Source organism: Micromonospora sp. CNZ309, from assembly GCF_002846525.1.
The window spans coordinates 6806967-6828787 of record NZ_PJNG01000001.1; the positions used below are offsets into that span (position 1 = coordinate 6806967).

The following is a 21821-nucleotide window of genomic DNA, read 5'->3' on the forward strand; positions in this document are numbered from 1 at the left end:
GCGGGGCGGGCCACCGGCGGTGCCGGGGGACCGGCCAGGTCCCCGACACCGGAGTCACCGCAGGTAGGGGCCGGTGTCGCCGACCTTGCCCGGCGCCGGGTTGCCGGGCAGGTCCAGCACGTACACGCGCAGGTTGCCCTTGCCGCTGACGGTCGCCGTCAGCGTCCCGTTGGTGACCGTACGGACGTCACCGGTCACCGCGTCGGTGTAGCGGCCGTTGGGCACGCCGGTGAACGTCGCGCTGCCGGAGACCGTGACCAGCGCGAAGCTGTCCACCCCGCCGGCCGTGAAGCGCCGCTTGTACGCCATCGAGTTGCCGCTGATCCCCTCGGTGGAGTACTGCCCCTTCTGCAGGGCCGGCACCGCCCGGCGGATCTGGTTGAGCCGCTGCACGTGCTTGACCAGCGGCTTGTCGAGGGTGCCGGCCACCGGCCCGGTGGCGGAGCCGACCCGGCCGAAGTCCGTCGCGGTGACCGTGCCCGCCAGGTGGTCGCCGTAGTAGGCGCGGCCGGTGGTGGCCAGCGGGCACGTCGGCCCACAGTCGATCTTCGCGCCCTTCTGGAACTCGATCTCCGAGCCGTAGTAGAGCGTCGGGATCCCCCGGAACGTCCACATCAGGCTCATGTTCTCGGCCCAGGCGTCGGTGCCGCCGGTGTAGCGGGTGTTCGACTTGTTCGGGCCGTAGTCGTGGCTGTCGACGTACACGACGTTGTAGGTCGCGTCGTTGTAGCTGTCGTCTGAGTCCCTGCCGTTGCCGAAGGCGTTGTTCGCGTCGCCGAAGTTCATGTGCATCCGCATGTCGATGACGTTCATGCCGGAGAACTTCGAGTGGTCCGGCGCGTGGTACGTGTTGCCACGCAGGAACGCGTTGTCGCTGGTGGGCTGGCCGTTCGGGCCGAGCAGCTGCTCGTGGTCGTACTGCTCGATGGCCGCCCGCACGTCGTCGGGGCTGTACTCCTTGCGCTCCTTCCAGGTGAAGAACTGCGCCGAGTGGTTCACCGAGCCCCGGTTCCACTTGTCGTTGACGAACGCGGCGACCTCGCCGAAGACGTAGAAGTCGCGGCCGGACTCGCCGTGGGTGGCGAGCGCGTGCTGCTGGATCGCGGGCAGGAACCGCCGGTTCCAGGTGACCCGGGGGATGTGCACGGCCGTGTCGATGCGGAAGCCGTCCACGCCCATGTCGATGAACTTGTTGTACGCGTCGATCAGGTACTTCTGCACGGTGGCGTTCTCGGTGTTGAAGTCGGCCAGGTCCTCGTGCAGCCAGCAGCTGCGCGCGTCCTCGCCCTCCCAGTTGCCGATCCAGCACTGGTGGTAGAGGTCGGCCGGGAACAGCTTGCTGGTCGGGGTGGGCCACTGGCACTCGTAGAGGCGGAAGCCCTCGGGGCTGGTGCCGGCCGGGGCGCCCCAGCGCGGGCACTGGTTGCCGGCCGGGGCCGTGCCCGACCAGACGTCCCCGTTGTAGGGCCGACCCTTGGCGAGGGCGTTCTGCGCCGGGGTCAGCTCCGGGTCGGTGCCGGGGTGCTCGACCATGGGGTCGTACGCGCGGCCCGCCTCCTGCCGGCTGTACATCCACTTCCACTGCTCGTCGCGGGTGCCGTAGACGGTCGGGGTGAACAGCCCCTTGGCGCCCCAGCGGGAGCTGTGGTTGTAGACCACGTCCTGGAAGACCTTGATGCCCTTGGCGTGCGCGGCGTTGATCAGGTCCTGGTAGCTCGCGCCGGGGCTCTCCAGCCGGGGGTCGACCCGCTGGAAGTCCCAGCCGTGGTAGCCGTGGAAGTCGTAGTCGGAGCGGTTCAGCACGACCGGGGTGATCCAGAGGGCGGAGAAGCCGAGGCCCTTGACGTAGTCCAGCTTGTCGATGAGGCCCTTGAAGTCGCCGCGGAACATCGGGTCGTCGTTGGCCGCGTTGCCCGACTTCACGTGCTGGCTGCCGCCCCGGTTGTTGGTGGCGTCGCCGTCGGCGAACCGCGCGGTCATGACGAAGTAGATGCTGTCCTCGCGGGGGTCGCCGCCGAGCGGGGTGCCGGCGGCCGGCGGGGGCGCGGTGGCCCCGGTGGTGACCGCCACGGGGGCGCTGGCCGGTGAGGTGTTGCCGGCCGCGTCGTACGCCCGGACGGTGTACTCGTAGCGGGTGTGCGGGCTCAGGGCGGCGTCGACGTGGCCGGTGGCGGCGGTGCTCACCGTGGTGGTGCCCTGCGGCCCGCCGGTGCGGGTGAGCCGGTAACCGGTCACCGCCCGGTCGTCGGTGGACGCCGCCCAGGTCACCGCGACCCGCAGCCCGTTCGCGGTCGCGCCCAGGCCGGTGGGTACGGACGGCGCCGTGGTGTCCGGCGTGCCGGGCGCGCACGGCGACGTCGCGCCGGGGGTCACCACCCCCGCCTTGACGGTGCTCACCCCGGCGCCCAGGGTGTAGTCCGCGCCGTTGTTGTTGTCCCAGGCGCCGGTGCCGTCGTTGAACGCCGCCCGCAGCGTGCCGGCGGTGCCGAGGTCGACGATCCGGCGGACCCACCCGGCGCAGCCAGCCTCCATCGGTACGCCGGGAACGGTGGTCCAGGCGCCGCCGGCGACCTGGTGGTGGATGTTCGCGGTGGCCCAGCCCCGCGTCCCGAGGTGGTACCAGACGTCGGCCGTCCGGCCGGTCGGCGGGTCCGACGGGGTGGGCGTGGGGGAGCCGGCGCAGGGGTCGGCCGTGCCGACCACGCCGTCCGCGACGGTCACCGTCCCGGTGCCGGTGCGGTAGTTCGCGCCCCGGTTGTTGTCCCAGGTCGTGCCGTTGTGGTTGAACACCACCTGGAGGCCGGTGGCGGTGCCGGCGTCGACGGTGCGTTTGCGCCAGCCGGCACACGCCGCCTCCATCGCCACCCCGGGCACGGCCGTCCACGCGCCGCCGTCGGGCGCGTAGTGGATGTTGACCTGGCCGGTCCAGGTGGCGGCGGGTCGGTAGTAGACGGTCACGGTGTTCGCGGCGGAGGCCGTACTCAGCGGGGCCAGTCCGACGGCGAGCCCGGCGGTCAGCGCCGCCGCGATCAGCCGTCGTCGTCCGGTGCGGGGGTGCATCGGATCTCCTCGGGGGTGGTGTCGGCGGGGCCGAGGGGGACGGGGTGCCTTGCGTGACAACCGTCGGCAGCGGGGGATTGTCCGGACCGGACAGTGACGTGACGGGTTGCGTCACGAGATGACGAATGTTTCTGCAAGGTCTTGCAAGTGGCGAGAAAGTTACCACCATCAACGTCTCGACACCAGACGTTCACACCGATCGGAGGGAGGCCGGCCGGCCCGGGTCGCGCGGAGGCGCACGGGCGGGTGGCCCCAGGCGCCGCCGCGCGGGTCGGGAGAGGCGATGAACCGGTTAAGCCGGCCGGCGCGGGGCGGCGCCCACGGCTCCCGCCGTCGCCTCGGCCAGGAGGTGGACGGGCGGGCGTCCAGGTGGGCGCGCTCCGCCTCAGCTCGCGCGCGGCGGGGCGGTGCTGCCCCGGGGCGTCAGGTGGGCCGTCTCGTCCTGCACCCGCTCGGCCGGCGCGCCCCCGATCACCGCGAGCAGTTGCCGGGCGGCGTGCGCGCCGTACGCCGGGATGTCCCGGCCGAGCGCCGTCAGCGGCGGGTGCACGAGTTGGCAGAGCGGCGAGTCGTCCCAGGCCACGATGGACACCTCGCCCGGCACGGCGAGGCCCATCTCCTGGGCCACCGACAGTCCCGCTATCGCCATCACGTCGTTGTCGTAGATCACGGCGGTGGGGCGGCCGGCCGAGCTGAGCAGCCGCCGGGTCGCGCGCGCCCCCTCCTCGCCGGTGTAGTCGGCGGGCACGGTGACCGCGTCGGCCAGGCCGAGCCGCCGGCACACTCCGGTGAACGCCTCGGTGCGGATCTCGGTGTGCAGCAGGGCGGGCAGGCCGCCGACGCGGGCGATCCGGCGGTGGCCGAGGGCGAACAGGTATTCCACGGTCTCGACCAGCGCCGCCGCGTCGTCGGACCAGACGCTGGCCAGCCCGCCGGTGCCACCCGGGCCGCCGATCACCACCGCGGGCAGGCCCAGCTCCTCCAGCACCGGCACCCGGCGGTCGTCGGCGCGCAGGTCGCAGACGAGGACGCCGTCGACCCGCCGCTCGCCCCACCACCGCCGGTAGACCGCGACCTCCGCCTCCTGGTCGGCCACCACCTGGAGGGTGAGGGCGTACGACCGGGCGGAGAGTTCGGCCTCCACGCCGCTGATCAGCTCCATGAAGAACGGCTCGATGCCGAGCGTACGGGCCGGGCGGCAGAGGGTGAGGCCGACCGCGTCGGCGGTGGCGCCGGAGAGGGAGCGGGCGGCGCGGCTCGGGCTGAAGCCGATCTCGGCGGCGATGGCGAGGATCCGTTGCCGGGTGGCCTCGGAGACCCCGGGCTGCCCGTTCAGCGCGTAGGACACCGCCCCCTTGGACACCCCGGCGCGTCGGGCGACGTCGGCGATCGTGGGTCGCTTCACCGGCGTACACCTCCACTTCTCCCGCCCGGGCGGGTGTCACCGCGAGGCCGGGACGACCGGCGGCGGTCCACGCTACTGCACCGACCGGCGGCCGGGCCGGCCCGACCGGCAGGCGGCGCGGGTTCGGCCTACGTCTTTCCCGGTTAAGTCGATCTGTCGCGATGCGGCGACGGTGCCATCCGCCCTGCCGGCGCGAACTTCCGCCGTCCCACGACGCATCTTCACCTCACATGATCGCGCTCCCATGACGTGGGGAGGTTACCGCGAGGCGACCGCGTTCACGGCCCGTTGACACTGCCGGAACCGACCCGTACGGTGGCGTCACTTATCCGGTTCAGTCAACGGCTCTCGATGTCCGGGAGCGATCCCATCTGGCGCGGAGGATGACATGAGACGGTCCCTGACGCACTGGGCCAGGGCGGCCGCCGTCGGCGCGGTCAGCCTGGTCATGGTCGCGGCGTGCAGCGGCAACAGCGGGGGTGGCGGCGCCTCCCGGGCGGGCGGCCCCGTCACCCTCAAAATCAACTTCTGGGGCGACTTCGGGCTCGACGAGCTCAAGACGAAGTACGAGGACGCGAACCCGAACGTCAAGATCAGCCTGAACACCGGCGAGTACAACGCCCAGCACGAGGACCTCCAGAAGAAGCTCGTCGCCGGCTCCGGCGCGCCGGACATCGCCGCCGTCGACGAGGGCTTCGTCGTCCAGTTCCGTGGCCAGGCCGACAAGTTCGTCAACCTGCTCGACAAGGGCGCCGGCACGTACGAGCAGAAGTACCTGCCGTGGAAGTGGAAGCAGACCCTGACAACCGACGGCAAGGCCCAGATCGGCCTCGGCACCGACGTCGGCGGCCTGGCCATGTGCTACCGCACCGACCTGTTCGCCGCAGCCGGCCTGCCCACCGCACGCGACCAGGTCTCCGCGCTATGGCCCACCTGGGACAGGTTCATCGAGGTCGGCCAGCAGTACACGGCCCGCAGCGGCAAGAAGTTCATCGACGCCGGCACCAACGTCTTCAACCCCGTCCTCGGCCAGCAGCCCGTCGGCTTCTACGACGAGAGCGAGACCCTGAAGATGGACGGCGGCCCGAAGGTCGCCTTCGACGTCGCGGCCCGGACCATCGCCGCCGACCTCTCGGCCAACCTCACCGCGTTCTCCCCCGAGTGGAACAGCGGCTTCGTCAAGGGCAACTTCGCCGTGCTCGCCTGCCCGGCCTGGATGCAGGGGCACATCAAGAACACCGCCCCCGGCACCAGCGGCAAGTGGGACGTGGCCGCCATCCCCGGCGGGGGCGGCAACTGGGGTGGCTCCTTCCTGACGATCCCCAAGCAGGGCAAAAACGTCGACGAGGCGTACAAGTTCGTCGAGTGGCTGATCCAGCCCGAGCAGCAGATCGAGATCTTCAAGAAGGTCGGTAACCTGCCCTCCCAGCCGGCGCTCTACCAGGACCCGGCGATCAGGGACTTCACCAACCCCTTCTTCAACGACGCCCCGGTGGGGCAGATCTTCTCGAAGACGGCCGAGAACCTGACCCCGCAGTACCTCGGCCGGCGCAACGGCCCCACCCGGGTGGCGGTGGAGAACGTCCTCAACCGGCTGGCCACCGGAAACCTGAAGGGCAAGCCCGACCAGGCGTGGACCGAGGCGGTCAAGGAGGCCGAGAAGGCCGCCAGGTCCTGACCGCACGCCGAGCCCCGCCGGGGCGGGCCGCCCCACGACCCGCCCCGGCCGGCCGTTCCCTTCGGTCCCCTGGAGGTGCCCCGATGTCCACCACCCGTGCCGCCCCCGCGTCGCCCCGGCCCGGCCAGGATGCCGGCGCGCCGGTCGAGCGCCGGAGTCGCCGACCCGAGCCGGGCGGCTGGCGCAACCGGCTGTACCGCTTCGACGTGCGCTACGTGCCGTACCTGCTGATCGCCCCGTTCTTCCTGCTCTTCGCGGTCTTCGGGCTCTTCCCGATCGTCTTCAACGGCGTCGTCGCCCTGCGCCACTGGCGGCTCGACGACCCGACGCTCACCGGCTGGGCCGGGCTGGAGAACTTCCGCCGCCTCTTCACCGACGACGACTTCTTCAACGCGCTCGCCAACACCTTCGGCATCTTCCTGCTCTCCACCGTGCCGCAACTGCTGCTGGCGCTGATCGTCGCGTCGCTGCTGAACCGCAAGCTGCGGGCCCAGACCTGGTTCCGGGTCGGGGTGCTGCTGCCGTACATCACCCCGGTGACCGCGTCGACGCTGATCTTCTCGGTGGTCTTCGCCCGCGACACCGGCATCGCCAACTGGGCGCTGTCGCTGCTCGGCATCGGCGAGACCGCGCCGATCGACTGGCGGTCGGCCAAGTGGTCCTCCTGGATCGCCGTCGCCACGATGGTCAACTGGAAGTGGATCGGCTACAACGCGCTGCTCTACCTGGCCGCCATGCAGTCCATCCCGCGCGACGTCTACGAGGCCGCCGCCGTCGACGGGGCCGGGCCGTGGCGCCAACTGTGGCGGATCACCGTGCCGATGATCCGGCCCGTGGTCATCTTCACCGTCGTGCTCTCCACCATCGGCGGCCTGCAACTGTTCACCGAGCCGATGCTCTTCGACGCCAACCCGGCGCTGGGGCTCGGCGGCGACGACGGGCAGTGGCAGACCGTCGCCCAGCTCATCTACAAGGTCGGCTGGCGGGACCTCAACCTCGGCTACGCCGCCGCCATGTCCTGGGCGCTGTTCCTGGTCATCCTGCTCGTCGCGGCGGTCAACGCCATCGTGACCAACCGCCTGGGAGGTGGGAGGAAATGAGCGCCTCGAATCCCCGGCGGGGGGCGCTGACGGGCCGGGCGCCGCAGCACCTGCCCGGCACCGTCTGGACCTACCTGTCCCTGAGCGTCGTGATCGCGTTCTCGGCGTTCCCGCTCTACTGGATGTTCGTGATCGCCACGAACACCGACGAGGCGCTGGCGAAGATCCCGCCGCAGGTGCTGCCCGGCGGGCAGCTGGCCACCAACCTGCGGGAGGTCTTCTCCATGCAGGACGTGTTCTTCCTCCAGTCCCTCGGCAACAGCGTGATCGTGTCGTCCGTGGTGACGGCGTCGGTGCTCTTCTTCTGCTCGTTGGCCGGTTTCGCCTTCGCCAAGCTGCGGTTCAAGGGGCGCAACGCGCTGATGGTCATGGTCGTCCTGACCATGACGGTGCCGAACCAGCTCGGCGTCGTCGCGCTCTACATCCTGATGGGCCGGATGCCCGGCGAGGGCGGCTGGAACGGCACCCTCCTCGCGGTGATCGTGCCCGGCCTGGTCAGCGCGTTCGGGGTCTTCTACATGCGGCAGTTCATCCTCGACGCGGTGCCCGACGAGCTGGTCGAGGCCGCGCGGATGGACGGCGCGAGCACCATGCGGATCTTCTGGAGCGTGGTGGTGCCGGCGGTTCGGCCCGCCATGGCGGTGCTCGGCCTGCTGACCTTCGTCGCCACCTGGAACGAGTTCCAGTGGCCGCTGATCACCCTCGGCGGCACCGACTACCCGACCTCGATGGTCGCGCTGTCCGACCTGGCCAGCGGCAACTACGTGCTGTACCGGCGGGTGCTGGCCGGTGCCCTGGTCGCCACCCTCCCGCTGCTGGTGATGCTCTTCATCGGCGGCCGTCAGATCGTCCGCGGAATCATGGAAGGTGCGGTGAAGTCGTGACCCGGCAAGCGTTGCACGAGGGCTGGACCCTGCGGGCGGTACCGGGGCCGCAGGTGCCGGCCGCGATCGCGGGGCGCGCGGTGCCGGCCACCGTACCCGGCTGCGTGCACACCGACCTGCTCGCCGCCGGCCTGATCGGTGACCCGTACCTGGACGACAACGAGAAGGGCCTGGTCTGGATCGGCCGGACCGACTGGGTCTACGAGACCACCTTCGACCACCGGCCGGGCGGCGACGAGCGGATCGACCTGGTCTGCGCCGGCCTCGACACCGTCGCCACGCTCACCCTCAACGGCGCCGAGGTCGGCCGCGCCGAGAACATGCACCGCGGCCATCGCTTCGACGTCCGGTCGCGGCTGGTCGCCGGGTCCAACACCCTCGCCGTACGCTTCGACTCCGCCTACCGCTACGCCGAGGCGCAGCGGGACCGGCTCGGGGACCGGCCGAACGCCTACCCGGAGCCGTTCCCGTTCATCCGCAAGATGGCCTGCAACTTCGGCTGGGACTGGGGGCCGACCCTGGTCACCGCCGGCATCTGGCAGGAGATCGGGCTGCACGCCTGGTCGACGGCGCGGCTGGCCGTCGTACGTCCCCTGGTGACCGTCGAGGCCGGCGACGGCCGGGTGGAGCTGCACGTCGAGGTCGAGCGGGCCGGGGACGCGCCGCTCACCGTGCGGGTCACCGTCGCCGGCGCCACGGCCGAGGCGAGCATCCCGGCCGGCGAACGCACGGCCGTGCTGACCCTCACCGTCCGGCACCCGGCGCTGTGGTGGCCCAGGGGGTACGGCGAGCAGCCGCTGCACCCGCTGGAGGTGACGCTGCACGACGCCGACGCGCGCCCGCTCGACACGTGGACGCGCCGGATCGGGTTCCGCTCCGTACGCCTCGACACCACCCCCGACGCGCACGGCACCCCGTTCGCCCTGCACGTCAACGACACCCCGGTCTTCGTCCGGGGGGTCAACTGGATCCCCGACGACGCGTTCCCCACCCGGATCACCCGGGACCGGCTGGCGCACCGGTTCCGGCAGGCCGCCGACGCGAACGTCAACCTGCTGCGCGTCTGGGGCGGCGGCCGGTACGAGTCGGACGACTTCTACGACCTCGCCGACGAGGTGGGGCTGCTCGTGCAGCAGGACTTCCTCTTCGCCTGTGCCGCCTACCCGGAGGAGGAGCCGTTGGGCGCCGAGGTGGCCGCCGAGGCCGCCGAGCAGGTGGTGCGGCTGGCGTCGCACCCGTCGCTGGTGCTCTGGACCGGCAACAACGAGAACATCTGGGGCTGGCACGACTGGGACTGGCAGGAGCCCCTCGCCGGGCGCACCTGGGGGCGCGGCTACTACCTCGACCTGCTGCCCCGGATCGTCGGTGAGCTGGACCCGACGCGGCCGTACTGGCCGGGCAGCCCCTGGTCGGGCAGCGAGGAGATCCACCCCAACGACCCGGCGCACGGCACCACGCACATCTGGGACGTCTGGAACACCGACGACTACACGAAGTACCGCGAGTACGTGCCGCGCTTCGTCGCCGAGTTCGGCTACCAGGCGCCGCCCGCGTACGCGACGCTGCGTCGGGCGCTGTCGGACGAGCCCCTGGCGCCCGACTCGCCCGGGATGGCGCACCACCAGAAGGCGATCGACGGCGACGCCAAGCTCCGGCGCGGGCTCGACGCCCACCTGCCGGCTCCGGCGGACTTCGACGACTGGCACTGGCTGACGCAGCTCAACCAGGCGCGGGCGATCCAGCTCGCCGTCGAGCACTTCCGCTCCCACCGGGACGTCTGCGCCGGCACGATCGTCTGGCAGCTCAACGACTGCTGGCCGGTGACCTCGTGGTCGGCCGTCGACGGCGACGGCCGCCGCAAGCCCCTGTGGTACGCGCTGCGCCGGGCGTACGCCGACCGGCTGCTGACCGTCCAGCCCCGCGCGGGGGGCCTGGCCCTGGTCGCCGTCAACGACGGGCCGGTGCCGTGGCGGGCGAGCGCGTCGGTGACGCGGCTGACCCTGGCCGGGGAGCCACGGGCGAAGACGACGCTGGAGCTGGACGTCGCCGCGTACGCCAGGATCGAGCTGGCGCTGCCGGCGGAGCTGGCGCGGCCGGAGGAGGCCCGGCGCGAGCTGCTGGTGGCCGAGGCGGGCGACCCGGCCGGGCGGGCGCTGTGGTTCTTCGCCGAGGACCGCGACGCGCACTGGCCGGCGGCCGGGTACGACGCGGTGGTCGAGCCGGTCGACGGCGGGTACCGGGTCCGGGTCACCGCCGGCACGATCCTGCGGGACCTGACGCTCTTCCCGGACCGGCTCGACCCGGCGGCCGAGGCCGACGAGGCCCTGGTCACCCTGCTGCCGGGGGAAACAGCGACCTTCACGGTGACGACGGACGCCCCGCTGGACCCGACGGCCCTGACCACCCGCCCCGTCCTACGCTGCGTCAACGACACCCCCGCCGCCTGAGCTGCTCGCCCGGCCGGGGGAGCAGCGACGGAGATCTTGGCAGGTTACGGCCCCCGGAGGGGCCGCTCCGTACCAGGATCCCCGCCCGGGCGCACGCCATCGACTTGAAAGTTTTCGCAAGTGCTAAAGTTGGCAACCGGATGTGGGTCGCGTGACGGAGGCTGACGTGTCGGTACCGCTCTACCAGGCGAAGGCGGAACTGTTCCGCACCCTCGGCCACCCGGTGCGGATCCGGGTCCTGGAGCTGCTGCAGGACGGGCCGAAGCCCGTCCGCGACCTGCTGGCGGCCATCGACGTCGAGGCGTCCAACCTGTCGCAGCAGCTCGCGGTGCTGCGCCGGGCCGGCATGGTCACCTCCAGCCGCGAGGGCGCCCTGGTGATGTACGCGCTCAGCACCCCCGACGTGGCCGACCTGCTCGCTGCCGGGCGGCGCATCCTGGGCGCGGTCCTCACCGACCGGGACGCGCTGCTGGACGAGCTGCGCTCCTCCGGGACACAGCGGTGAGCCAGACACTCGGGCTGGGCGAGCGCTTCCTCGGGCTGCTGCCGCCGCGCGCCGACTGGCAGGCCGTCCGCCGCTCGCCCCGGCGTGACCTGCTCGCCGGGCTGACCGTGGCGGTGGTGGCGCTGCCGCTGGCCCTGGCCTTCGGCGTCACCTCCGGGCTCGGGGCGCAGGCCGGGCTGGTGACGGCGGTGGTGGCCGGCGCCGTCGCCGCCGTCTTCGGCGGCTCCCACCTCCAGGTCTCCGGGCCGACCGGGGCGATGACCGTGGTGCTGGTGCCGGTGGTCCAGCAGTTCGGCGCCACCGGTGTGCTGATGGTCGGGGCGCTGGCCGGGCTGGTGCTCATCGCGCTGGCGCTCGCCCGCCTCGGCCGGTACGTCCACTACCTCCCCGTTCCCGTGATCGAGGGATTCACCGCCGGCATCGCGGTGGTCATCGCCCTGCAACAGGTGCCGGCGGCGCTCGGGGTGACCGACGCGCACGGCGACCGTGTCTGGGCCGTGGCCGCCGACGCGGTCGCCCGGTTCGTCGCGGACCCGCGGCCGGCCCCGGTGGCGATGGCCCTCGGCGTCGCGGCGGTGATGCTGCTCGGCGCCCGCTGGCGTCCCGGCTGGCCGTTCTCCCTGCTCGGCGTGGCCGCCGCGACGGTGGTGGCCGAGACCGCCCCCGTCGAGCTGGCCCGCATCGGCGCCCTGCCCGCCGGCCTGCCCGCGCCCTCGCTGGCCTTCCTCGACCCCGACGCCGTCGGGGTCCTGCTGCCCTCCGCCCTCGCGGTCGCCGCGCTGGCCGCCCTGGAGAGCCTGCTCTCGGCCACCGTGGCCGACGGGATGACGGTCGGCCAGCGCCACGACCCCGACCGCGAGCTGTTCGGCCAGGGGCTGGCCAACCTCGCCGCACCGGCGTTCGGCGGGATCCCGGCCACCGCCGCTATCGCCCGTACGGCGGTGAACGTGCGTGCCGGCGCCGGCTCGAAGCTGGCCGCGCTCACCCACGCCGTCGCCCTCGCCGGGATCGTGCTGGCCGCCGCCCCGCTGGTCGGCCGGATCCCCCTCGCCGCCCTGGCCGGCGTCCTGCTGGCCACCACCGTCCGGATGGTCGAGGCCGGGTCGCTCTGGGCGCTGGCCCGCGCCACCCGGGGCGACGCCCTCGTGCTGGTGCTCACCTTCGCGGTCACGGTGGCCCTGGACCTGGTGACCGCCGTGGCGGTCGGGGTGGGCGTGGCGATCGTGATCGCCCTCCGCGCGGTGGCCCGTACGGCCCGCGTGGAGCAGGTTGCCCTCGACCCCGGCGAGCACAGCGCCGAGGAGCGTGCCCTGCTCGCCGACCACATCGTGGCCTACCGGCTGGACGGCCCGCTCTTCTTCGCCGCCGCGCACAACTTCCTGCTCCAGCTCTCCGACGTGGCCGACGTGCGCGTGGTGATCCTGCGGATGTCCCGGGTGACCACCCTCGACGCCACCGGCGCGCAGGTGCTCGGCGACGCCGTCCTCCGGCTTTCCGAACGCGGCATCACGGTGCTGCTCTCCGGCATCGACCCCGGCCACGACCAGGTGCTGGCCACCCTCGGCGTCGCCGACCGGCTGCGCCGCGAGGGCCTGGTCTTCCCCGACACCCCGGCCGCCATCCGGTACGCCCGGGCCGTCGTGCTGCCCGGCCCCGTGGCGTCCCGGTGAGCGCGGCGGCGGCCCCACCGGAGGCCGCGTCGGGGAGACGTACGCGCTCTACCAGACGATGACGTCGAAGGTGAGCGTCCTCTCTGGCTCGTAGCGCTTGATGGTCAGCCATGCCCATCGTTTCTCGGTCGTCTGCACACAGAACGACTGGCCTGCCCGGATCTGTCCGCCGCCGATGCCTCTCTGCCGGGTTACGGACATCTCACAGGCGCTCTGGGACGGCTTCCCGGCGATCACGACGACGTCACCAGGGGTCTCCACCCCTGCCGGACCCAGGAGCAGGTCCCCGGCCCGGCCGAGTCCGTAACCGGACTGGACGTTCCAGTTCGTGGCCGCGGAGTCGAGGTCGAGAAAGTAGTACACGGAGAGGGTGACGTCATCCTGGGTGCGGCTCGGTGGCTTGGTGCCGGCGGGGGTCGGGCTGGCGGTGGTGCTCGGATCGGGGGTATCGGTCGGGTCGGTGGGACGGCCGGTCGGTGTCGCCGGGTGTGTCGGCGCCGGGGTGGGAGACGTCGGGACAGCGCTCGTCGGCCGGCCGTCGGGGGTGGGGGTCGCCGCGACCGCCGCACGATCACCCGCTGCGGGGGCCCGGCCCACGATGCGGTCGGTGGCCGCACCGGTCACCGCCGACAGGATCACGAGGAACAGCACCACCACGGTGGCGAGGACCGAGCGGCGCTGCACCCAGAGCCACGCCAGCGCCCAACAGGCGGCGACGAGCCCGGCGAGCCCGACCGCCACCACGGCCCAGGCGCCGGCGCTGGTCAGCCACTGCATGACACCCGCCACCGCGCCCACCACGCCGGCAGCCGTCGATACCAGCACGACCCGTCTGTCCGAAGGTGGTGGACTCGGCTGGTTCATTGCGCCCGTCCGGGTCGCTCACCGGCCCAGAGGCGAAGATCAGAAGGCATGCGTCCATTCGACGCCGCACTCCTCAGTGGAGCCACAAAGTGTTGCCCATCCGACAGAGCAGCGACCAACCCGCCGTCGCAGCCGACGGGAGGTGGTGCGTTCCCGCCGCGATCTCGACGAGGTCGAGGGCCGGTGTCGGACGGGCTGCTCGCCCTTAGGAAGAGTCTCCGGAAGCGACCGGTACCGTCCGCGCGGACACGGACAGCCGCAGGTCATGACCGCCTGGGGGCGATCCTGGCGCGGTTGCTCCGACGCCGGTAGCCCCGGCCGAGGTGCGGGATATGGGATAGGTCCGCGTCATTGTGTCGAAACTGCCTGATCGTGGGGTCGATGAACGGAACCCCTCGACGATCCGGGCTTGCGGATTTCAGACTTCGCTCACCCTGTGCCTCGACCCGCCGGCAGACGAGAATGGAAGGGCATCGACGTTTCTCTCAGGAGGTATCGCATGGGCCGTTTTCGTCGGATGTTGCTCGCGGTGGCGCTCGTCGTCACCGCGACGCTGCTGGTGCCGGTCACTCCGGCCAATGCCGCCGGTCGACCGGTGACGATCTGTTTCCAGGTCGGTGAGGTCGATGGCCGGCCGATCTTTGACTGCCCCACGGTCCTGCTGCCGGAGTTCGAGCCGAAGCCGATCGGGCCGGTCGAGTGTCTGAGTTGTCCGCCGGTCTTCGACCTGTGGGACCGGATCGACCCGGAGAAGCGGTTCGAGTATCTGAACCGGCTGGGTCGGGGCCTGTCGCTGCTGGGGGAGGCGGCGCAGGCCGTGGACCCGGTCAAGGCGAAGTACCTGCGGGAGTCGGCGACGGAGAGCTTCCGGTCGTCGGCGAAGCTGCTGGACGGTTCGGAGGTGAAGCTCGGCCAGGTCGGCTGGGCGGATCTGAAGAACGAGAAGTTCCACGGCGACCCGGACCCGCAGCCGTCGCTGGTGGCGAGCGGGGAGAACCTGGCCGGCGGGCTCGGGCTGATGCAGCAGGCGCTCGGTGATCCGCAGCCGGAGCCCAACATCGCGGCGGCGATGGCCCGCTTCGACCAGGCGTACAAGGATCTCGCGACGCTGTTCGCCGGGTGATCCTTCCGGTTGTGCCGGGTGCCTACTCGGGCACCCGGCGGTAGGCGCCGTCGCTGGCCGAGGTGGCCATCGAGGCGTACGCGCGCAGCGCCGCCGACACCGGCCGCTGCCGGTCGACCGGCGTGTACGGCCTGTCGCGCTTCTCCTGCGCGATCCGCCGGGCCTCCAGCACGTCGGGGGCCACGTTCAGCTCGATCGACCGGGCCGGGATGTCGATGACGATCTCGTCGCCGGGCTCGACGAGGGCGATCAGCCCGCCGGAGGCCGCCTCCGGTGAGACGTGCCCGATGGAGAGCCCGGAGGTGCCGCCGGAGAAGCGCCCGTCGGTGAGCAGCGCGCACGAGCGGCCCAGCCCCCGGCCCTTCAGGAACGAGGTCGGGTAGAGCATCTCCTGCATGCCGGGGCCGCCCTTCGGCCCCTCGTAGCGGATCACCACCACGTCGCCGGCGACGATCCGCTTGTTGAGGATCGCCTCGACCGCGTCGTCCTGGGACTCGTAGACCTTCGCCGGGCCGCGGAAGGTCAGGCACTCCTCGGGCACCCCGGCGGTCTTCACGACGCAGCCCTCCGGCGCCAGGTTGCCGTGCAGGATGGCCAGCCCGCCGTCCGCGCTGTAGGCGTGCGCGAGGTCGCGTACGCAGCCGGTGGCCGCGTCGGTGTCCAGCGACGACCAGCGGTTGGTGGTGGAGAACGGCTCGACGGTACGCACCCCGCCCGGCGCGGCGTGGAACAGCTCGACCGCCTGCGCCGTCGCCGACCCGCCCCGCACGTCCCAGTCGGCGAGCCAGCGCTGGAGGCTGGGGGAGTGCACGGCCCGGACGTCGCGGTGCAGCAGGCCGGCGCGGTCCAGCTCGCCGAGGATGGCCGGGATGCCGCCGGCCCGGTGCACGTCCTCCATGTGGTAGTTCGGGGAGTTCGGGGCGACCTTGGCCAGGCAGGGCACCCGGCGGGAGACGGCGTCGATGTCGGCGACGCCGAAGTCCAGCTCGGCCTCGCGGGCGGCGGCGAGCAGGTGCAGGATCGTGTTGGTCGAGCCGCCCATCGCCACGTCCAGGGCCACCGCGTTCTCGAACGCGGCCCGGCTGGCGATCGCGCGGGGCAGCACGGAGGCGTCGTCGCCGTCGTACCACCGCTTGGCGATCTCCACGGCGGTGCGGCCGGCCTCGACGAAGAGCGACCGGCGCGCGGCGTGGGTCGCCAGCGTCGAGCCGTTGCCGGGCAGCGCCAGGCCGATCGCCTCGGTCAGGCAGTTCATCGAGTTGGCGGTGAACATGCCGGAGCAGGAGCCGCAGGTCGGGCAGGCCGACCGCTCGATCTCGCCGAGCTGGTCGTCGGTGACGGACTCGTTCGAGGAGGCGATCATCGCGTCGATCAGGTCGATCTTGGAGTGCACGACGCCCTCGATCGCCACGGTCTTGCCGGCCTCCATCGGCCCGCCCGAGACGAAGACGGTGGGGATGTTCAGCCGCAGCGCGGCCAGCAGCATGCCCGGGGTGATCTTGTCGCAGTTCGAGATGCAGACCAGGGCGTCGGCGCAGTGCGCGTTGACCATGTACTCCACGGCGTCGGCGATCAGCTCCCGGCTGGGCAGGGAGTAGAGCATGCCGCCGTGGCCCATGGCGATGCCGTCGTCGACCGCGATGGTGTTGAACTCGCGGCCCACCCCGCCGGCCTCGGCCACCGCCTCGGCGACCAGGCCGCCCATGTCCTTGAGATGCACGTGACCGGGTACGAACTGGGTGAAGCTGTTCGCGATGGCGACGATCGGCTTGCCGAAGTCGTCGTCGGTCATCCCGGTGGCCCGCCACAGGGCCCGGGCGCCGGCCATCGTCCGACCGTGCGTGGAGGTCTTCGACCGCAGCTCAGGCATGCCCACCAGTGTGACACCGCCGCCCCGGCGGCCGGCGGGCGTGCGCGCCGTGTCCCAAAGGTTGCACACCCGGGCTCCCGCGCCGGGCGCGCATCCGGCACAGTTGGCACGTGCAGTTCCCCCCGGGCATGGTCGCGGTCGCGGTGCTGTGCGGGCTGGTGGCCACGGCGGCCGCCGCGCTGTCGGCCGTCGAGGCCCGCCGCCACCCGGGGCCGCACCGGCAGCCGTACGCCTTGCTCGCCGGCGCGTCCGGGGTGGCGCTGGTGACCCTGCTGCTCGGGGTGAGCGTGGCGCTCACCACCGCCGGGCACGACGGGCACTCCCCGGGCCGCAGCACCGGCTGGGCCGGCGCGGTGTCGATCGGCACGGCGGTGGGCGGGCTGCTTCTCTCCGCCGGGCTGCTCCGGCTGCCCGGCGTGGCCGCCCCGGCGGCGGCCACCGCCCGGCTGGCGCTCGACGGCCTGGTGATGGCCACGGCGCTCTGGTTCGTCGGCTGGGTGCTCTTCTCCGAGCCCACCCGGCTGCTCGGCGACGCCACGCCGGCGGCCTGCGTGCCGATCCTGCTCGCCACGGTCAGCGCGGCCCTGACCGCCGGGCTCGCCCTGATCGTGGCCTTCCGCGCCCCGCCGCCGCGCGGTCGCGCCGCCTGGCTGGGCGCCGGGGCCACCGCCGTGACCTGCGGCGGGCTCGGCGTCGCCACCGGGCTCTGCCAGGCCGGGCCGACCGTGGCGCTGGCCGGGGCGGGGGTGCTCGCCGCCGGCCTGGTCGTCGTCGCGTGGGCCGCCCGTCGGCTGGACGCGGCGGTCCAGCCGGCCCACGACCTGATCCGCCGCGACGGCGCGTACGCGTTCGTCCCGATGTTCGCCATGGCCGCCTCGGCGATGTACCACCTGCTCCAGGACGGCCGGTTCGACGCCCTCGGCATCGTCGCCGGCAGCGTGGAGGGCTTCGCCCTGGTCACCCGGCAGTACCTGACGCTGCACGACGTGCGCGGCTACGCCCGGCGGCTGGCCGAGCGCGAGGCGCACTTCCGCGAGCTGGCGCACACCGACCAGCTGACCGGGCTGGCCAACCGGCGGGGGCTGTTGCAGGCGCTGCACCGCTGCGCCGGTGCCGGCACCCCCTGCGTGCTGCTCGGGCTCGACCTCGACGGCTTCAAGCACGTCAACGACATGCGGGGCCACGACGTGGGCGACGCGGTGCTGGCCGAGGTGGGCGAGCGGCTGCGCGCCAACCTGCGCCCCGGCGACGCGGCGGCCCGGCTCGGCGGCGACGAGTTCGCGGTGCTGATGCACGGCCAGCCCGCCGAAGCGGACCGGGTCGCCGAGCGCCTGCTCGGCGTGCTCGGGCGCGCCTACGAGCAGCCGGAGGGGCCCGTCTTCCTGTCGGTGAGCATCGGGGTGGCCGGCTGGGCCGGGGAGCCCGACGTGGAGCTGCTGCTGCGCCACGCCGACCTGGCGCTGCGCTACGCCAAGCAGCGCGGCAAGAACCGGATCGAGCGCTACGACGCCGCGTACGACCAGTTGCTGCGCCGGCGCACCACGGTGGAGCACGAGCTGCGCGGCGCCATCGAGCGCGACGAGCTGCGCCTGGTGTTCCAGCCGGTGGCCTCGCTGCCCTCGGTACGCCCGGTCGGCGCGGAGGCGCTGCTGCGCTGGCGCCACCCCGTGCTCGGCAACGTCGGCCCGGACGAGTTCATCCCGCTGGCGGAGGAGTGCGGGATGATCGCCAAGCTGGGCGCGTGGGTGCTGCACCAGGCGTGCCACCAGCTCTCCCGCTGGCTGGCCGACGGCCACGACGTGTGGGTCTCGGTCAACGTCTCACCCCGGGAGCTGCACGCCCCGGAGTACGTGGTCCAGGTCGCCGAGGCGCTGCGCGCCCACCGGGTGCCGCCGCAGCGGCTGGTGCTGGAGGTCACCGAGCACGCCGTCGCGACGGACCTGGACGAGCTGATCCGGCGGCTGACGGCGCTGCGGGCCACCGGTGTCCGGATCGCGCTGGACGACTTCGGCGCCGGCTATTCCTCGCTCGGGCAGTTGCGCCGGCTGCCGATCGACATCCTCAAGATCGACCACGGGCTGGTCGCGGAGCACGAGCCGGTACGGCCGGTGGGCAGGGACGGCCCGGCGTTCGCGCCGATGGTCGACATCGTCATGCGCCTCGGCCACCAGCTCGGTCTCGAGGTCATCGCCGAGGGGGTGACCACGCCGACGGAGCTGGCCGCCGTGGTCGCCGCCGGCTGCCGGTTCGGTCAGGGAGCGCTCTTCGGCTGGGGCGTACCGGCCGAGCACCTGGAGGCGATGCTGGAGGCGGCCACGTCCCCGGGCGCCCGCCCCGCCCCGGCCCCCGCCGCGTCCGCCCCGGCCGGCCCGCCCGCGGCGCCGCCCCGGCGGCTGCCGAGGCTGCCCGCCCAGCGCCCCTCCGAGCAGGGGTCCGCGCAGGTGGAGTGGGGTCCCTAGGCGCCCCGGACGGGTGAAAGTCGGCGACCCGTGAACCAACATGTGGGATCAGTTGACTCATCGCGTGAGATGCGTCAGGCTTGACCGCATGTCGTCGTACCGGTCGCTGCGAGTACTTACCTGAGCGCACTCTCCCCGTCGAGAGTGCGCTGGCCCCGTGCATCCTGCACGAGGGCTTTTTTGTTGCCGTCGGACCCATCGACGCCGGGCGTCGCCCGCGTCACCCGCTCGAACAGCCGCACCCACTCCAGCCGAAGGCCTGAACCGCCATGACGAGACCCACGCCAGAGACACTCGCCCACTCCGCCCGGCGGGCCCGCACGGCCACCGAGCCCGCGAGCGACGCCGAGCACGCCGGCGCCGTCCGCGCTGCGGCCACCCCGGCCGTCCCGGGGGTACGCACACCCGCCCCGGCCCAGGTCAGCGGCGCCGGCTCCCTCGTGCGGTCGCTTGAGGCGCTCGGCGTCGACATCGTCTTCGGCATCCCGGGCGGCGCCATCCTGCCGGCGTACGACCCGCTCTACGACTCCACCGTGCGGCACATCCTGGTCCGCCACGAGCAGGGCGCCGGGCACGCGGCGACGGGCTACGCCCAGGCGACCGGCCGGGTGGGGGTCTGCATGGCCACCTCCGGCCCCGGGGCGACGAACCTGGTCACCCCGATCGCCGACGCGTACATGGACTCGGTGCCGATCGTGGCGATCACCGGCCAGGTCGCGCGGCCCTCGATCGGCACGGACGCCTTCCAGGAGGCCGACATCCAGGGCATCACCCTGCCGATCACCAAGCACAACTTCCTGGTGCAGGAGGCCGAGGAGATCCCCCGGGTGCTGGCCGAGGCGTTCCACCTGGCGGCCACCGGCCGTCCCGGGCCGGTCCTGGTCGACATCCCCAAGGACGTCCTCCAGGCGCCCACCACCTTCACCTGGCCGCCGACGCTGGACCTGCCCGGCTACCGGCCCACCCTGCACCCGCACGGCAAGCAGATCCGCGAGGCGGCCCGGCTGATGTCCAGTGCCCGCCGCCCGGTGCTCTACGTCGGCGGCGGCGTGCTGAAGGCCGGCGCCACGGAGGGGCTGCGGCGACTGGCCGAGCAGACCGGCATCCCGGTCGTCACCACGCTGATGGCGCTCGGCGCGTTCCCGGACTCGCATTCGCAGCACCTGGGCATGCCCGGCATGCACGGCACGGTCGCCGCGGTCTACGGCCTGCAGAAGGCCGACCTGATCGTGGCCCTGGGCGCCCGCTTCGACGACCGGGTCACCGGCAAGCTGGACTCGTTCGCCCCGGACGCGGCGGTGGTGCACGCCGACATCGACCCGGCCGAGATCGGCAAGAACCGGCACGCCGACGTGCCGATCGTCGGCGACGCCCGGCACGTCATCGACGAGCTGATCGCGGCGGTGGGCACCGAGCAGGCGGCCGGCCGGCGGGCCGACCTCGCCGACTGGTGGACCCAGCTCGACGACCTGCGCAACCGGTACCCGCTGGGCTACGAGGAGCCGGCCGACGGCACCCTCTCCCCGCAGCACGTCATCAAGCGGCTCGGCGAGCTGGTCGGCCCGGACGCGATCTACGTGGCGGGGGTCGGCCAGCACCAGATGTGGGCCTCGCAGTTCATCTCCTACGAGAAGCCGTACACCTGGCTGAACTCCGGCGGCCTCGGCACGATGGGCTACGCGGTGCCGGCGGCGATGGGCGCCAAGGTCGGCAAGCCCGACACGGTGGTGTGGGCGATCGACGGCGACGGCTGCTTCCAGATGACGAACCAGGAGCTGGCCACCTGCGCGCTGGAGGGCATCCCGGTCAAGATCGCCGTGATCAACAACGGCAACCTCGGCATGGTGCGGCAGTGGCAGACCCTGTTCTACGGGGAGCGCTACTCCAACACCGACCTCGGCACCCACAAGCACCGCATTCCCGACTTCCTGAAGCTCGCGGAGGCGCTCGGCTGCGTGGGCCTGCGCTGCGAGAACGCCGAGGACGTCGACGCGACCATCGCCGCCGCGATGGCCATCGACGACGCCCCGGTGGTCATCGACTTCGTCGTCGGCAAGGACGCCATGGTGTGGCCGATGGTCGCCGCCGGCACCAGCAACGACGAGATCATGTTCGCCCGGGGCGTCCGCCCGGCCTTCGACGAGGATGACATCTGATGACCATGCACACCCTGAGCGTCCTGGTGGAGAACAAGCCGGGCGTCCTGGCCCGGGTCTCCGGGCTGTTCTCCCGGCGGGGCTTCAACATCGACAGCCTCGCCGTCGGCGAGACCGAGAACCCGGACGTCTCGCGGATCACCATCGTGGTCAACGCCGAGTCGTCCCCGCTGGAGCAGGTCACCAAGCAGCTCAACAAGCTGGTCAACGTGCTCAAGATCGTCGAACTGGACCCGCAGGTCTCGGTCGCCCGCGAACTGCTCCTGGTCAAGGTGCGCGCCGACCGCGCGGCCCGCGCCCAGGTGCTGGAGACCGTCGGCCTGTTCCGGGCCCGGGTGGTCGACGTGGCCCCGGACACGCTGACCATCGAGGCGACCGGCACGCCGGACAAGCTCGACGCGCTCCTGCGCGACCTCGAACCCTTCGGGATCAAGGAGATGGTCCAGTCCGGGCTGGTGGCGATCGGGCGCGGCTCGCGTTCCATCACCGCCGGGCCCTCGCTCCGGGCCGCCTGACCCCGACCCGGCCGGCGCCCCGCGCGCCGGCCGGGACCGCCCGACCCGGCCGGCGCGCGCCGCCCGGGACCGACACCGCACAGAT

At 72.7% G+C, this 21821-nt stretch carries 14 protein-coding genes; 10 read left to right on the forward strand and 4 right to left on the reverse strand.

Annotated elements, in window-relative coordinates:
• Positions 1 to 54: 54 nt before the first annotated feature.
• Both CLT72_RS29310 and CLT72_RS29315 read right to left on the reverse strand, forming a co-directional pair.
• The gene (locus CLT72_RS29310) at positions 55 to 3060 is read right to left on the reverse strand and encodes a carbohydrate binding domain-containing protein (protein WP_101414508.1); all 3006 of its coding nucleotides are present in this window, start codon (positions 3058 to 3060) and stop codon (positions 55 to 57) included.
• 385 nt (positions 3061 to 3445) lie between these two features.
• Positions 3446 to 4465: a LacI family DNA-binding transcriptional regulator gene (locus tag CLT72_RS29315; protein ID WP_101414509.1), complete on the reverse strand. Its 1020-nt coding sequence runs from the start codon at positions 4463 to 4465 to the stop codon at positions 3446 to 3448.
• 388 nt (positions 4466 to 4853) lie between these two features.
• Here CLT72_RS29315 and CLT72_RS29320 point away from each other — a divergent pair, with 388 nt between their 5' ends.
• The 6 genes from CLT72_RS29320 (at position 4854) to CLT72_RS29345 (ending at position 12749) form a co-directional block, all read left to right on the forward strand.
• The gene (locus tag CLT72_RS29320) at positions 4854 to 6143 is read left to right on the forward strand and encodes an extracellular solute-binding protein (RefSeq protein ID WP_101414510.1); all 1290 of its coding nucleotides are present in this window, start codon (positions 4854 to 4856) and stop codon (positions 6141 to 6143) included.
• Between the two features lie 83 nt (positions 6144 to 6226).
• Complete coding sequence (locus CLT72_RS29325; RefSeq protein WP_101414511.1) at positions 6227 to 7243, forward strand: carbohydrate ABC transporter permease; 1017 nt, start codon at positions 6227 to 6229, stop codon at positions 7241 to 7243.
• Positions 7240 to 8127: a carbohydrate ABC transporter permease gene (locus tag CLT72_RS29330; protein WP_101414512.1), complete on the forward strand. Its 888-nt coding sequence runs from the start codon at positions 7240 to 7242 to the stop codon at positions 8125 to 8127. The genes CLT72_RS29325 and CLT72_RS29330 overlap by 4 nt, the downstream gene beginning before the upstream one ends.
• Positions 8124 to 10574, forward strand: coding sequence for a glycosyl hydrolase 2 galactose-binding domain-containing protein (locus CLT72_RS29335; RefSeq protein WP_101414513.1), 2451 nt, complete (start codon positions 8124 to 8126; stop codon positions 10572 to 10574). Before CLT72_RS29330 ends, CLT72_RS29335 begins: the two co-directional genes overlap by 4 nt.
• Before the next feature lie 166 nt (positions 10575 to 10740).
• Positions 10741 to 11079: an ArsR/SmtB family transcription factor gene (locus CLT72_RS29340; RefSeq protein WP_089003636.1), complete on the forward strand. Its 339-nt coding sequence runs from the start codon at positions 10741 to 10743 to the stop codon at positions 11077 to 11079.
• Positions 11076 to 12749: a SulP family inorganic anion transporter gene (locus tag CLT72_RS29345; RefSeq protein ID WP_101414514.1), complete on the forward strand. Its 1674-nt coding sequence runs from the start codon at positions 11076 to 11078 to the stop codon at positions 12747 to 12749. Before CLT72_RS29340 ends, CLT72_RS29345 begins: the two co-directional genes overlap by 4 nt.
• Positions 12750 to 12797: 48 nt before the next feature.
• Here CLT72_RS29345 and CLT72_RS29350 read toward each other — a convergent pair whose 3' ends face one another.
• The gene (locus tag CLT72_RS29350; RefSeq protein ID WP_144082353.1) at positions 12798 to 13574 is read right to left on the reverse strand and encodes a hypothetical protein; all 777 of its coding nucleotides are present in this window, start codon (positions 13572 to 13574) and stop codon (positions 12798 to 12800) included.
• Between the two features lie 538 nt (positions 13575 to 14112).
• Between CLT72_RS29350 and CLT72_RS29355 the strand changes: the two genes are divergently transcribed.
• Positions 14113 to 14736, forward strand: a complete 624-nt coding sequence (locus tag CLT72_RS29355) for a hypothetical protein (RefSeq protein WP_144082354.1) — start codon at positions 14113 to 14115, stop codon at positions 14734 to 14736.
• Positions 14737 to 14758: 22 nt separating this feature from the next.
• Here CLT72_RS29355 and ilvD read toward each other — a convergent pair whose 3' ends face one another.
• Positions 14759 to 16606: a dihydroxy-acid dehydratase gene (gene ilvD / locus CLT72_RS29360; protein ID WP_101415460.1), complete on the reverse strand. Its 1848-nt coding sequence runs from the start codon at positions 16604 to 16606 to the stop codon at positions 14759 to 14761.
• A 110-nt stretch (positions 16607 to 16716) separates the two neighbouring features.
• Here ilvD and CLT72_RS29365 point away from each other — a divergent pair, with 110 nt between their 5' ends.
• The 3 genes from CLT72_RS29365 to ilvN all read left to right on the forward strand — a co-directional run bounded on the left by CLT72_RS29365 (position 16717) and on the right by ilvN (position 21736).
• Positions 16717 to 19065, forward strand: coding sequence for a putative bifunctional diguanylate cyclase/phosphodiesterase (locus CLT72_RS29365; protein ID WP_101414517.1), 2349 nt, complete (start codon positions 16717 to 16719; stop codon positions 19063 to 19065).
• A gap of 269 nt (positions 19066 to 19334) precedes the next feature.
• Positions 19335 to 21221, forward strand: coding sequence for an acetolactate synthase large subunit (locus CLT72_RS29370; protein ID WP_101414518.1), 1887 nt, complete (start codon positions 19335 to 19337; stop codon positions 21219 to 21221).
• Positions 21221 to 21736, forward strand: coding sequence for an acetolactate synthase small subunit (ilvN, locus tag CLT72_RS29375; protein ID WP_089001623.1), 516 nt, complete (start codon positions 21221 to 21223; stop codon positions 21734 to 21736). Before CLT72_RS29370 ends, ilvN begins: the two co-directional genes overlap by 1 nt.
• Positions 21737 to 21821: the final 85 nt, after the last annotated feature.